14 protein-coding genes are annotated in these 13,392 nt (G+C 61.1%); 5 read left to right on the top strand and 9 right to left on the bottom strand.

Features of this window, described 5'->3' with window-relative positions; genetic code table 11:
* Positions 1-161: 161 nt before the first annotated feature.
* Positions 162-1,400, top strand: coding sequence for a multidrug efflux MFS transporter MdtG (mdtG, locus tag ACYF6X_RS10995; RefSeq protein ID WP_130017677.1), 1,239 nt, complete (start codon positions 162-164; stop codon positions 1,398-1,400).
* Between the two features lie 473 nt (positions 1,401-1,873).
* Complete coding sequence (locus ACYF6X_RS11000; protein ID WP_130017676.1) at positions 1,874-3,427, top strand: peptide MFS transporter; 1,554 nt, start codon at positions 1,874-1,876, stop codon at positions 3,425-3,427.
* Between the two features lie 48 nt (positions 3,428-3,475).
* Here ACYF6X_RS11000 and ACYF6X_RS11005 read toward each other — a convergent pair whose 3' ends face one another.
* Genes ACYF6X_RS11005 through ACYF6X_RS11020 form a run of 4 tightly spaced genes read right to left on the bottom strand, consistent with a single transcriptional unit; the run spans position 3,476 to position 5,037 of the window.
* Positions 3,476-3,874: a VOC family protein gene (locus ACYF6X_RS11005; protein ID WP_063989511.1), complete on the bottom strand. Its 399-nt coding sequence runs from the start codon at positions 3,872-3,874 to the stop codon at positions 3,476-3,478.
* A complete protein-coding gene (locus tag ACYF6X_RS11010) occupies positions 3,865-4,293 on the bottom strand; it encodes a YeeE/YedE family protein (protein ID WP_130017675.1) in 429 nt (142 codons plus the stop codon). Before ACYF6X_RS11010 ends, ACYF6X_RS11005 begins: the two co-directional genes overlap by 10 nt.
* 2 nt (positions 4,294-4,295) lie before the next feature.
* Positions 4,296-4,730, bottom strand: a complete 435-nt coding sequence (locus tag ACYF6X_RS11015) for a YeeE/YedE family protein (RefSeq protein WP_130017674.1) — start codon at positions 4,728-4,730, stop codon at positions 4,296-4,298.
* Positions 4,720-5,037, bottom strand: coding sequence for an ArsR/SmtB family transcription factor (locus tag ACYF6X_RS11020; protein ID WP_063989508.1), 318 nt, complete (start codon positions 5,035-5,037; stop codon positions 4,720-4,722). The genes ACYF6X_RS11015 and ACYF6X_RS11020 overlap by 11 nt, the downstream gene beginning before the upstream one ends.
* Positions 5,038-5,171: 134 nt before the next feature.
* Here ACYF6X_RS11020 and ACYF6X_RS11025 point away from each other — a divergent pair, with 134 nt between their 5' ends.
* Positions 5,172-5,966 (top strand): AraC family transcriptional regulator, encoded by a 795-nt coding sequence (locus ACYF6X_RS11025; protein WP_130017673.1) that lies wholly within the window; start codon positions 5,172-5,174, stop codon positions 5,964-5,966.
* On the opposite strand, the gene leuA is transcribed toward ACYF6X_RS11025, so the two are convergent.
* Both leuA and ACYF6X_RS11035 read right to left on the bottom strand, forming a co-directional pair.
* On the bottom strand, positions 5,923-7,605 hold the full coding sequence (leuA, locus tag ACYF6X_RS11030) for a 2-isopropylmalate synthase (RefSeq protein ID WP_406880048.1): 1,683 nt from the start codon (positions 7,603-7,605) through the stop codon (positions 5,923-5,925). The two genes, ACYF6X_RS11025 and leuA, sit on opposite strands and share 44 nt — an antisense overlap.
* Entirely contained in the window at positions 7,599-7,817 is a 219-nt protein-coding gene (locus ACYF6X_RS11035; protein WP_063989505.1) for a hypothetical protein, read from the bottom strand. The genes leuA and ACYF6X_RS11035 overlap by 7 nt, the downstream gene beginning before the upstream one ends.
* On the opposite strand from ACYF6X_RS11035, the gene ACYF6X_RS11040 reads away from it, so the two are divergent.
* Positions 7,816-8,193 carry a MysB family protein gene (locus ACYF6X_RS11040; protein ID WP_063989504.1) on the top strand — a complete coding sequence of 126 codons (378 nt, stop codon included), beginning with the start codon at positions 7,816-7,818 and terminating at the stop codon, positions 8,191-8,193. The two genes, ACYF6X_RS11035 and ACYF6X_RS11040, sit on opposite strands and share 2 nt — an antisense overlap.
* A 33-nt stretch (positions 8,194-8,226) precedes the next feature.
* Positions 8,227-8,772 (top strand): GNAT family N-acetyltransferase, encoded by a 546-nt coding sequence (locus ACYF6X_RS11045; RefSeq protein ID WP_107226980.1) that lies wholly within the window; start codon positions 8,227-8,229, stop codon positions 8,770-8,772.
* A gap of 6 nt (positions 8,773-8,778) precedes the next feature.
* Here ACYF6X_RS11045 and ACYF6X_RS11050 read toward each other — a convergent pair whose 3' ends face one another.
* The 3 genes from ACYF6X_RS11050 to mdoG all read right to left on the bottom strand — a co-directional run bounded on the left by ACYF6X_RS11050 (position 8,779) and on the right by mdoG (position 13,307).
* Complete coding sequence (locus tag ACYF6X_RS11050; protein WP_046688460.1) at positions 8,779-8,976, bottom strand: YceK/YidQ family lipoprotein; 198 nt, start codon at positions 8,974-8,976, stop codon at positions 8,779-8,781.
* Positions 8,977-9,187: 211 nt separating this feature from the next.
* Positions 9,188-11,746, bottom strand: coding sequence for a glucans biosynthesis glucosyltransferase MdoH (gene mdoH / locus ACYF6X_RS11055; RefSeq protein ID WP_063989502.1), 2,559 nt, complete (start codon positions 11,744-11,746; stop codon positions 9,188-9,190).
* A complete protein-coding gene (gene mdoG, locus ACYF6X_RS11060; protein ID WP_025302384.1) occupies positions 11,739-13,307 on the bottom strand; it encodes a glucans biosynthesis protein MdoG in 1,569 nt (522 codons plus the stop codon). Before mdoG ends, mdoH begins: the two co-directional genes overlap by 8 nt.
* Between the last annotated feature and the right edge of the window lie 85 nt (positions 13,308-13,392).

Below are 13,392 nucleotides of genomic sequence, written 5' to 3' on the forward strand. Positions count from 1 at the left end.
TTAAACGCCATTTTTAAAACTTTATTTCATTTTTCTCCCTATTTCCGTCCCCTGGTTTGCCGTTGCCACGCAGGCGGCGCATACTTATCAGGCTAACCTTCACGTTTTGCCCCTTCATCTTGCCGCCGGCAAAACGCGTCACCTTTCGGCAGTGGACATTTATGGCTTCGGCAGCAGAACCCGTTAACTGGAAACGCAACCTTTTCGTCGCCTGGGTCGGGTGTTTTCTCACCGGCGCCGCCTTCAGCCTGGTGATGCCGTTTCTGCCGCTGTACGTAGAGACGCTGGGCGTAACCGGCCATCAGGCGCTCAACATGTGGTCCGGTTTGCTGTTCAGCATCACCTTCCTGTTTTCCGCTATCGCCGCGCCGTTCTGGGGTGCCCTGGCCGACCGACGCGGCCGTAAACTGATGCTGCTGCGCTCCGCCCTGGGCATGGCGATCGTCATGGTGCTGATGGGCATGGCGCAAACGGTCTGGCAGTTTCTCGCGCTGCGAGCGGTGCTGGGGCTGCTCGGCGGGTTCATACCCAACGCCAACGCGCTGATCGCCACTCAGGTGCCGCGCAACCGCAGCGGCTGGGCGCTCGGCACCCTGTCTACCGGCGGCGTCGGCGGCGCGCTGATCGGCCCATTGATCGGCGGCCTGCTGGCCGATCTGTACGGCCTGCGCCCGGTGTTTTATATCACCGCCGCAGTGCTGTTCGTCTGCTTCGTGCTGACGCTGCTGTATGTCAAAGAGCAATTCACCCCGGTGCAAAAGCGCGACATGTTGCACGCACGGCAGGTGCTCGCCTCGCTGAAGAACCCGAAGCTGGTGCTCAGCCTGTTCGTGACTACCATGATTATCCAGATCGCCACCGGCTCGATTGCGCCGATCCTGACGCTGTATGTGCGCGATCTGGCCGGCGCCACCCATAATCTGGCGTTTATCAGCGGGCTGATCGCCTCGGTGCCCGGCGTCGCGGCATTGATGAGCGCCCCAAGGCTGGGCAAGCTGGGCGATCGCATCGGCCCGGAGCGCATTTTGATATGTATGCTGATCGTCTCGGTGCTGCTGCTGATCCCGATGGCGTTCGTGCAAACCCCGTGGCAGCTCGGGGTGCTGCGTTTTCTGCTGGGGGCGGCTGACGGCGCGCTGCTGCCGGCGGTACAGACGCTGTTGATTTACAACTGCACCAATCAGGTGGCCGGCCGAATTTTCAGCTATAACCAATCGTTCCGCGACGTCGGCAACGTCAGCGGCCCGCTGCTTGGCGCCGCGGTCTCCGCCGGCTACGGTTTTCGCGCGGTCTTCGCCGTCACCGCTTTGGTGGTGCTATTCAACGCCGGTTATTCCTGGTGGTGTTTGCGGCGGCGGCCGGGCTACATGCGGGAAGACACGCTGCAGGAAGAACAATAGCTGCATTTATCGCCAATTTCCGCGATTGGCCGGATCAACGCCGCGTTTCCCCTACTTTTAATAATGCTTCCTTCGGGCCTGCGAATTTTCGCGCCAGTCGGAACATTCCTTTTCCAACATATTGTTTATCAACAATTAATTAACCTTCAGCGCATAAAACCCGCTGTCAATCATATTCCTGTCATAACCAACAGAAAAACCAGAAAAGGAGATGCTTGTCGACTTTTCGTCTAAAAAATGGGATACAGGTACTAGACAAAACCAACGACCAGTTATCAAATGGTTAAATAATATCACGCCAGATGTGACCCATCGGCCAAGTGAAAAAAGGTCAGCACGCTTTCCACGGTTTATCAGCGTTGCAGCCGCGGTTTTGTCGGGTAATCCGCATTGGGCGGATCGCCTTCATTAAATACACATACAACCACAGTACGGGCTGCAGCCATGCAGCGCCTTTTTATTGGGAAATCGTTATGCAATCCTCTGTCAATAAGTCAGAAAGCCGGACCTTCTTCGGCCATCCCTATCCGCTGGGTTCTCTGTTCTTCACCGAAATGTGGGAGCGTTTCTCGTTCTACGGCATCCGCCCGCTGCTGATCCTGTTTATGGCCGCCACCGTGTACGACGGCGGTCTGGGTCTGGCGCGCGAGAACGCGTCGGCGATCGTCGGCATCTTCGCCGGCAGCATGTACCTGGCGGCGCTGCCGGGCGGCTGGCTGGCGGACAACTGGCTCGGCCAACGCAAGGCCGTCTGGTACGGTTCTATCCTGATCGCCCTCGGCCACCTGTCGATCGCCCTGTCCGCGGTGATGGGCACCAACCTGTTCTTCATCGGCCTGATGTTCATCGTGCTCGGTTCCGGCCTGTTCAAGACCTGTATCTCGGTGATGGTCGGTACGCTGTACAAGAAAGGCGATGCGCGCCGTGACGGCGGTTTCTCGCTGTTCTACATGGGCATCAACATCGGCTCGTTCATTGCCCCGCTGATCTCCGGCTGGCTGATCAAGTCACACGGCTGGCACTGGGGCTTTGGCATCGGCGGTATCGGGATGCTGGTGGCGCTGGTGATCTTCCGGGTATTCGCCGTACCGGCGATGAAACGCTATGACCGCGAAGTGGGCCTGGATTCCACCTGGAACAGCCCGGTCGCAAAGAAAAAAGGCGTCGGCGCCTGGCTGCTGGCATTGGCGGTAGTCCTGGCTGCGGTCATCGTGCTGATCGCTCAGGGCACCATCGTCATCAACCCGGTTGAGGTAGCCAGCGTGCTGGTGTACGTCATCGCCGCCTCGGTCACCCTGTATTTCATCTACCTGTTCGCCTTTGCCGGCCTGAGCCGCAAAGAGCGTGCGCGCCTGCTGGTGTGCTTCATCCTGCTGATCTCCGCCGCGTTCTTCTGGTCGGCGTTTGAACAGAAGCCGACCTCGTTCAACCTGTTCGCCAACGATTACACCAATCGCATGGTCGGCGGCTTCGAGATCCCGGCAGTGTGGTTCCAGTCGATCAACGCCCTGTTCATCATCCTGCTGGCCCCGGTGTTCAGCTGGGCCTGGCCTGCGCTGGCGCGCAATAACGTGCGCCCGAGCAGCATCACCAAGTTCGTGATCGGTATCCTGTGCGCCGCCGGCGGTTTCGGCCTGATGATGCTGGCCGCGCAGAATGTGCTGAGCAACGGTGGCGCCGGCGTATCGCCGATGTGGCTGGTGGGCAGTATCCTGATGCTGACGCTGGGTGAACTGTGCCTGAGCCCGATCGGGCTGGCCACCATGACGCTGCTGGCGCCGGAGAGAATGCGCGGGCAAATGATGGGGCTGTGGTTCTGCGCCAGTGCGCTGGGCAACCTGGCAGCCGGTCTGATCGGCGGTCACGTCAAGGCCGACCAACTGGATATGCTGCCGGATCTGTTCGCTCGCTGCTCCGTCGCGCTGCTGATCTGCGCCGCCGTGCTGATCGTGCTGATCGTGCCGATTCGCCGCATGCTGGAAAATACCCAGTCCAAGAGCGCGCAAAAACCGGCGAACAACGCCTGACGGATAACCCGTTTATCTTGCAAACCGGCGCTCGATGCGCCGGTTTTTTTATGCCTGCCAGGCCTGATGTTGCAGGACCACCCGGTAGCCGTCAGGATCTTCAAAGGTTTGCCCCGCCCGATCCCAATAGGGATTATAGGCAGTGACCGCCAGGAATCCCGCCGCCCGCATCCGCTCACACGCGGCTCGCCATTCGTTCTCATTCGGCAGGTAAAACACCAGCAGATGATCCTGCGTCGGCGCCTGCCCGACCCGCACCCCGCGATGCTGCGTAAACTCCAGATGGTAGGCATGCTGCGGATGCCCGATCATCATGCCGTCAAACCCCTGATGATCGACAAACTCGCCCAGTTTTTCGAAACCCAGCCCGCGGCAATACAGCGCGGCAATCTCTTGCAACCTATCGGTCGGGCGCGCAATGCGCAGCACCGCCTTGGCTATCGACATGAACGCCCCCATCTCATGATAATCTCATACAGCGCCATGCCCGCCAGCATGGCCAGCAGGAACGGCCATACCCGTTGTATCTCCGCCCCCGCCAACACCCAGGCCGGGCCAGGGCAAATGCCCGCAATGCCCCAACCAATGCCGAACAACGCGCTGCCCACCAGCAAACGGCGATCCACACGCCCGGCGGCCGGGATCTGCAGCGGTTCTCCCAACAGGCTCCGCTGGCGTCGACGCGCCCACATAAAGGCCGGCGCCGCTACCGCAATCGCCCCAACCATCACCAACGCCAGCGAAGGATCCCACTGGCCGGTAATATCGAGAAACGCCAGTACCTTAGCCGGATTGGCCATGCCGGCGATAATTAACCCCAGGCCGAAAATCACGCCGCTCAGCAGCGCCAACAGAGACTTAAGCATCTTCACCCTCCCAGCAGATGGCGCATCAGCCACACGATCGTAAAGCCCAGCAGCATAAACACCGCCGTGGCGGCCAACGATCGCGGCGCCAACCGTGCGACGCCGCACACGCCGTGCCCGCTGGTGCAGCCGCTGCCCAATCGAGTACCCACCCCCACCAACAGCCCCGCCATCGCCAGCCCGCCGCTGCCGGCCGCGATCTCACCGGACGGCAAAGCCGCAGCGGCGGCATACAGCCAGGGGGAGAGCAGCAACCCGCCAATAAATGCGGCGCGCCAGCCCCGCTCCCGGCCGCCCGCGCTCAATAAGCCGCCGGTAATGCCGCTGATACCGGCGATGCGGCCGTTGAACAGCAGCAGCAACGCCACCGCGCCGCCGATAATGGCCCCGCCCGCCAGCGCGGAATAAGGCGTGAAGTGTTGCCAGTCAATGGTCATCGCGGCTCTCCGGCTGTGGGCAATACAGTTGATACAGGGTATGGAGCAGCGTCAGCGCTTTGGCATCGGCCACCGCATAGTAAATCTGCTTGCCGGCGCGTCGGGTGGAGACCAAGCCCTCCTCGCGCAGCACGCCAAGCTGTTGGGACAACGTCGGCTGGCGGATAGCCAGCGTCTGCGCCAGCTCGCTCACCGCCATTTCGCCCTGGCTGAGCCGGCACAGCAGCAGCAGCCGATCTTCGTTGCCCAGTGCGCGCAGCATCGCACCGGCCTGCGCCGCCGCCTTGCGCATCGCGTCAATATCCATTGCCCCCCATCAATTTACAAAATTATATAATATCATTTTATAAACTATCTTGTCGTGCCACGCCACAGACTGGTGTGAAACAGCGCCGCATGGCATGCTGTCCTCCCCCTTTTGCCGCGCGGAGCCTGCTTACGATGCTGTTGTTTCACGACGTTCTGCCGCCCGAACAGCCTGTCCGGCCATTAGCCAGGGATTATCACCACGGTGACAGCGAGCCGGACCACTACCATAATTGCGCGCAGCTGATTCACAGCCTGAGCGGCGTGGTGCAGGTCACGACCCGGCTCGGCAGTTGGGTGGTGCCACCCGGCCGCGGCGTCTGGGTACCGGCGAAAATGGTGCACAGCCTGCGCATCACCGGCCAGGTAGCGGCCAGGACGCTGTTCGTCGATCCGCTGGCGCGTGCCGATCTGCCGGCCCAATGCCAGGTGGTACAGGTGTCGCCGCTGCTGCGCGAGTTGATTATCTGTGCGATGGAGATTGCGCCTGACTATCCAAGCGGCGGGCGCGATGAGCGCGTGATGGAACTGATCCTGGATGAGTTGAGAATGCTGCCGATTCTGCCGCTGCATCTGCCGGAACCGCGCGAGGCCTCTCTGCTCGCCCTGTGCCGCCATATTCAGGCCACGCTGGCACAGCCCTGGACGCTGGAACAGGCGGCCGCTCATCTCAGCGTCAGCGGGCGCACCCTGTCGCGGCGCTTCCAGCGAGAAACCGGGCTGCATTTTAGTGATTGGGTGCGGCGCGCCCGTTTGCTGGCGGCGTTGAACGCGCTGGCGACCGGCCGCTCGGTGTTGGAAGTGGCGCTGGATCTTGGCTATGACAGCCCCAGCGCGTTCAGCGCCATGTTCCGCCGGTTATTGGGGGTTGCGCCCAGCGACTATTTCAGCCGGACCGCGCCGACGACAGATAGCGCCCGGCAACGTTGAACAGCGCCTGCAGCGAAGCGCTGGCGGAGTCAACGTCGATGCCAACGCCGTAGGTCGCCTCACCTTGCGGCAACGTACAGCGGATATAGGCCACCGCTCGGCTGTCGCTCTGATGCCCCAGCGTATGCTCGTGGTAATCCTCGATCGCCAGCGGCAAGCCGAAGCGTTGGCGCAGCGCATCCACCGCGCTGGAAAGCAGGCCGTTGCCGGCGCCCTGCAGGCGCAGTGGCACTCCCTCGCAGGCAACTCGCGCGTTGAAGCTATAAGCCTCTACCCCGTGACTTTCCGTCTGGTAGCTTAACAGCTGCAAACGCGGCTGCTCCACCAGCCCGTAGGTATCGCGGAACAAGCGCCACAGCTGCGCGCCGCTCATTTCCTTGCCACTGCCGTCGGTCGCCCGCTGTACCACCTGACTGAAATCGATCTGCAAGCCGCGCGGCAACGCCAGCCCATGATTCTGTTCCAACAGCCAGGCGGCGCCGCTTTTGCCGGACTGGCTGTTGACCCGGATCACCGCCTCATAGCTGCAGCCGACATCGGCGGGATCGAGCGGCAGGTAAGGCACCTGCCACCAGCCATCCTGTCGCTGCCGTTGCGCAGCGAAGCCTTTTTTGATCGCATCCTGATGCGAACCGGAGAAGGCGGTAAACACCAGCTCACCGGCATAAGGATGGCGAGGATGCACCGGCAGCTGATTGCACAGCTCCACCACCTCCACCACCTGCTTCAGGCGGCTGAAGTCCAGGCCCGGCGCTACGCCCTGGGTATAGAGATTCAACGCCAGCGTAACCAGATCGACGTTGCCGGTGCGCTCTCCGTTGCCGAACAGGCAACCTTCGACCCGATCGGCGCCGGCCAACAGCGCCAGCTCCGCGCAGGCCACGCCGGTACCACGATCGTTATGCGGATGCACGCTGATCGTCACATCGGCGCGGCGGCTGAAGTGGCGACAAAACCATTCGATCTGATCGGCATACACGTTGGGCGTACTCACCTCCACCGTCGCCGGCAGGTTGATGATCATCGGCCGCTGCGGCCCCGGTTGCCACACCTCCGCCACTGCTTCGCAGATCTCCAGCGCGAACTCTAATTCAGTAAAACAGAAGGTTTCCGGCGAATACTCAAAGCACCAGGTGGTATCGGGCTGTGCCTCGCACTGCCGGCGGATGCGCCGCACGCCGTTCCCCGCCAGCGCCACGGTGGCGGCCTTATCCTGGCGGAACACGATATCGCGAAACATCAGCGCCGTGGCGTTGTACAAATGCACGATAGCCCGCGGTGCTCCCTGCAGCGCCTCGAAGGTGCGATCGATCAGATCGTCGCGCGACTGCGTCAGCACTTGAATAGTGACGTCGTCCGGGATCAGCCGCTCGTCGATCAGCGTGCGCACAAAATCGAAATCCGTTTGCGATGCCGAAGGAAAAGCCACCTCGATCTCTTTGAAACCGCACTGCAACAGCAGTTGATAGAATTCGCGTTTGCGCGCGTTATCCATCGGCTCCGCCAGCGCCTGGTTGCCGTCGCGCAGATCGCTGGAGCACCAGCGCGGCGCCTGCCGCAGCGTACGCGCAGGCCACTCGCGGTCCGGTAACGCCACCGGCGGGAACGGTCGGTATTTGCTTGAAGGGTCGATTAACATGGGCTTCTCCTGACGCCTGAGTGAACGATAGCGCCATTATTTCCCGCCATCGCCGCCTCTTCTCCCGCTTTGCGGACAATCATCGTCGCAAAGCGGACAACAAAAAAATTTGCATCCTGCGCCAGTGAGACAACAATTAGTTTTGACGTTTTCACCCACGCGACGGCAGCACCGCCGGGCGCTTTACTCTCATCGTCAACGGAGGCAAACATGAGCCTGTATGCAACCCTGGAAGAAGCCATCGAGGCCGCACGCGAAGCGTTTATCGACACCGCCGAAGGCGGCAGCGGTGACGAACCACCGGTGCCGCAACAGTTCAATCTGCAAAAGTACGTGATGCAGGATGGCGACACGATGTGGCAGGCGGAGTTCTTCGAAGAAGAAGGTGAGGCGGTGGAATGCCTGACGCTGCGCAGCGGTGCGGCGGCGCAGGCGATCTTCGACGGTGACTACGACGAGGTGGAAATTACCGCAGAGTGGATAGACGAAAACACCCTGTACGAATGGGAAGAAGGTGACTTTCAGCTCGAACCGCCGCTGGATACCGAAGAAGGCCAGGCCGCGGCCGATGAATGGGATGAGCGTTAACCCGCACCACGCTTTCATCGCCAAGGAGGCAGCATGATCATTCGCCGGGCCCGCCCCACCGACTACCCTGCCATTTTGCAGCTGCAGGGGGAAAACGTGCCGGAAGCGCTCGACGAGCGCCAAAAACGGCAGGGATTTATCGTATCGCGCATGAATGAGGCACAACTGACGGCGATCAACCGCGGCATCGGCATACTAGTGGCCGAACAGGAGAACCAACTGGCAGGGTTCGTTTGCTTGATGCCCGCCGACGTGCACCCGAGGCCGCCGGTGGTGGACGCGATGCTGGCGACGCTCGCCACGCAATCCTTCACCGGGCGGGCGCTGAGTGAACAGCGGGTGTTTCTCTACGGCCCGGTTTGCCTCGACGCCGCCTGGCGCGGCAAAGGTGTGCTAAAGCGCCTTTACGCCGCGGTCAAAGCGCACACCCGTCATGACTACGACGTGGGCGCGCTGTTTATCGACGACGACAATCCGCATTCGTTGGCGGCTCACGTGCAAGGGTTGGGCATGACGGCGCTGGCGCCTTTCCATTGTGGGCAGAAAGGCTATCAGCTGGTGGTGTTCGCCACCCGCTGAACGGGTTTATTCATAGGGGCCATGCTGCGCATCGAATGGCAGCATAAAGGTGTCCACCACCATCGACAGCGGCACGTCTATCACCGTGACGTAGCGCCAGGGCGTATCGCGCAAATCCCACTGCACGCCGGGATAGTACTGGTGGCCATGCCCCGCACCGGGCACGGTGCGGCTGATGATGCTGCCGCAACCGGTTAAGACCATCACGCCGGCCGCCACGCAGGCCAGCCGAAGGTAGGAAGAGAGCTTCACGACATTGACTCTGAGCAAAGGGTTGTTTCGCGAGTGAACAACGCATCGGCCGCAGTCTACCACAGTTCCCTTTTTCTGCCGGCACCGGCGCACGTAAGCAAAAGGTAAAAAAAACGGGGAACGCGCCATGCGCATTCCCCGTCTGAGCGTTGCCGTTCAGCGATTAACGTCGGCCCGTTGGGTGTGCCAGCGGGTTGTGCGGCAACTGCTGATAGTGCTCACGCCAGGCGGCGCCTTCCGGCAGCAGCCAGACGCGCTGGTGCAGACGAGCCAGCGTGACCGGATCGCTCAGCAGCTCCAGACGTTTGCCCTTCACCAGCTTCTCCGGCCCCAGCTGCAGCGCTTCGTTCACCCGCTCCTCGCGGTTGCGATCGAGGGTAGCGCGCAGATGGTGACGCGCCGTCGCCAACGCCGTCGCCAGCGCGTTGAAAGACGGGTTGACCACCGCGTGCATAAAGCCGTTGGTCAGCGCACGGTTGCGGTTGAGATGCAGGTACTCTTCCGTCGCCAGCAGTTCACGCGGCGGGTTGTACTCTTCCGGGATCAGGAACAGCTTGGCGCGCTTGCTCTTCATGCCCAGCGTCGCGCGGCTCGACAGCACCGACACGAACGGCGACAGGATCAGCGAGAACACGATCGGCGCCAACCACCACAGGAAGCGCAGATCCAGCCACGCCATGCCGCCGGCCCACACCAGGCCCAGCAACATCTGCGAGCCATGGCGGCGGAACGCTTCGCCCCAAGGCGTATCGTCATCGTCACGCTGCGGCGAATTCCACACCACTTCCCAACCGAGGAAGGCGCTCACCACGAACACGGTATGGAACAGCATGCGCACCGGCGCCAGCAGCACCGAGAACAGCATTTCCATCAGCATCGAAATGAACAGACGGAACGCCCCGCCGTACTCTTTCGCGCCCTTGGCCCAGATCAGCACGATACTGAGCAACTTCGGCAGGAACAGCAGCACCAGCGTGGTGGAGAACAGCGCTATCGCCAGCTCGGGCCGCCACTGCGGCCAGACCGGGAACAGCTGCCGCGGCTGCAGGAAGTATTGCGGTTCCATCAGGGTGTGCACCACCTGCAACGCGGTGGAGAGCGCCAGGAACATGAACCACAGCGGCGCCGACAGGTAGGACATGACGCCGGTCAGGAACACCGCGCGGTGCACCGGGTGCATGCCTTTCACCAGGAACAGGCGGAAGTTCATCAGGTTACCGTGGCACCAGCGACGGTCGCGTTTCAGCTCGTCCAGCAGGTTTGGCGGCAGCTCTTCGTAACTGCCCGGCAGATCGTAAGCGATCCACACGCCCCAGCCGGCGCGGCGCATCAGCGCCGCTTCAACGAAGTCGTGCGACAAGATTGAACCGGCGAAGGAGCCTTCGCCCGGCAGCGGCGCCAGCGCACAGTGCTCGATAAACGGCTTCACGCGGATGATGGCGTTATGGCCCCAGTAGTGCGATTCGCCCAGTTGCCAAAAATGCAGGCCGGCGGTGAACAACGGCCCGTAAACGCGGGTGGCGAACTGCTGCACGCGCGCATACAGGGTATCCATACCGGACGCCTTCGGCGCGGACTGGATGATGCCGGCGTTCGGGTTGGCTTCCATCAGACGCACCAGCCCGGTGAGGCATTCGCCGCTCATCACGCTGTCGGCGTCCAGGATCACCATGTAGCTGTACTCACCGCCCCAACGACGGCAGAAGTCGTCGATGTTGCCGCTCTTGCGTTTTACGCGGCGGCGACGGCGGCGATAGAAGATGCGGCCGTGGCCGTCGACATCGCGGCACAGCTCCATCCACGCCTTTTGCTCCGCCACGCAGATGTCCGGATCGTAGCTGTCGCTCAGCACGTAGATATCGAAGTGCTCCAGTTGACCGGTGGCGGCGACGGACTCATAGGTCGCACGCAGGCCGGCGAACACGCGTTCGACGTCTTCGTTGCAGATCGGCATGATCAGCGCGGTGCGGTGCGCCGGGTTGATCGGCTCATCGCCCTTGATGGTGGAGGAAATACTGTATTTGTCTTTACCGATCAGCAACTGCAGGAAGCCCATCAGCGCGGTCCAGAAACCGGCCGAGACCCAGCAGAACAGCACGGCGAACAGGATCAGAATGCCGGTTTGCAGCACATACGGCAGCAGCTGCAGCACCGACTGCATCAGATCCTGATCCAGCATGGCGATAGGATCGATCAGCGCCCAGCCCTGATAAGGCAAGATGGTTTTCATGTACCAGGTGGCGATGCCGGTCTGCACCAGCATCAGCACCAGCAGCACATAGCGGCGCATGGAGCCGACAACGCGCCAGCGGTTCTCAGCCTCGGCCTCCTCTTTGGTGGCGTGCCGATTGTGCGGCGAACGCCCCAGCAGAGAATCCCAGAAGCGCGCCACCGGGTTGGTGCGCCAGGCTTCCGGGAACATGGTGGTTCGTTTGATCGGCGGCGTCGCCTTCAGAATGGCGCGCCCTTCGGCGTCGGTATCGAAGTCGTCATCGCTGACCGCATCCGGCCAGGCGTTTTCGATGCGCGGTTTGACCGAGGCCAGCGCCACGTCATCCGCCGACAGGCTATTGACGTTGGCGTCGGCGGCGCCCATCTGCCGATGGAGCGCCTCCAGTGCCTGAGCGTCATCCGCCGTTTGAGGGTTGAGCGCCTCCGACCGCTCGGCGGTCAGAGGCAGCGCCGCAAGATAATCCTGGGCGGGTTGAGTAGGCTTATTCATTGGCAGGTAGCTGATAGCTCCAGGTTTCCGACAGAGTCTTATCGCCATTGACCAGCGCCGCGCGCATTTCTACCGGCTTCTTGTCGTCTTTCACTTTCAGACGCACCGTCAGGCGCCAGCCTTTGGTCACTGGGTTATAGCGGACGTTGTTTTCTACCATTTCACCGTTGTCGCCGATGCTGATCTGAGAAGCGACCGGGGTATTGGCATCCAGCCCTTTCAGCACCGGACCGACGAAGTCGACCAGGAAGGCCACGCTGCCGTCTGGCTCGCGAATCAGGTTGGACTGCTTCACGTCACCGGTCGAACGCATGGTCCGCGCCACATAGGCGATGTCTTGCGAATGCAGTTTGTCTTCATCGCGGGTGAAGTTCAGACGGTAGCTCAGCGTCAGCGGCTTTTTGGCTTCCGGCAAGGTATCCGGCGTCCAGAACGCGACGATGTTGTCGTTGGTTTCATCCGCCGTCGGGATCTCCACCAGCTCGACCTTGCCTTTGCCCCAGTCGCCCTTCGGTTCGATCCAGGCGCTAGGGCGCAGATCGTAACGATCGTCCAGGTCTTCATATTCTTTGAAGTTGCGACCGCGCTGCAGCAGACCGAAGCCTTTCGGATTCTCGACGGTATAGGTGCTGACGGACAGGTGTTTAGGATTGTTCAGCGGACGCCAGATCCACTCGCCGTTGCCGGCATGGATAGACAGACCGTTGGAATCGTGCAACGCCGGGCGATAGTTCAACGTCGGCGACGGCTGGTTCGGCCCGAACAGGTACATGCTGGTCAGCGGCGCCAGGCCCAGTTTGCCCACCTTGTCGCGCAGGAACACTTTAGACTCGACGTCCACGGTGGTGTCGCGGCCCGGGATCACCGTGAAACGGTAAGCGCCGGTGGCGCGCGGGGAATCCAGCAGCGCATAGATCACCAGATGCTTGTCGCCCTGCTTCGGACGCTCAACCCAGAATTCGCGGAAACGCGGGAACTCTTCGCCGGACGGCAAAGCGGTGTCGATAGCCAGGCCGCGAGCGGAAAGCCCGTAAACCTGCCCTTTACCCACTACGCGGAAATAGCTCGCGCCCAGCAGGCTCATGATCTCATCGTTTTTGTCGGCGCTGTTGATCGGGTAAAGCACCTTAAAACCGGCAAAGCCGAGGTTTTTCACCGATTCTGGGTCGTGTTTGACCGAACCGAAGTTGAAGTAATCCGGGCTGTACTTGATCTGTTTTACGCTGGTAGAGGTGACCTCGTTGATTTTCACCGGCGTGTCGAAGTACATCCCCTGATGATAAAACTCAAGCTTGAAAGGGGTTTTCAGCTTGCTCCAATAGGCTTTATCGTGATTGAACTGAATCTGCTGATAGTCTGCGAACTTCATCTCGCGGAACTGAGAAGGAAGGTTGCTCTTCGGGGCTTCGAAACCTTTCGCCGCCAGATCCTGCGCCTGCTTGGCCACATCATCAATAGAAAAGGCCCAAGCCGGCGAACTGAACAGCGTGAACAATACGGTAGCACCTAACCAACGAACGCTCGCGGCGCGTGGTTGTCCGGATAATATATTAACTAGCACATCCCCCCCTATTCGTGTGCTCAAATCATTTAAATCCATATTAATGGATTACTCAGCTTTCCGACAACATGATAAATGGATGGTT

The organism is Serratia sp. ID 25-353 (assembly GCF_054792795.1).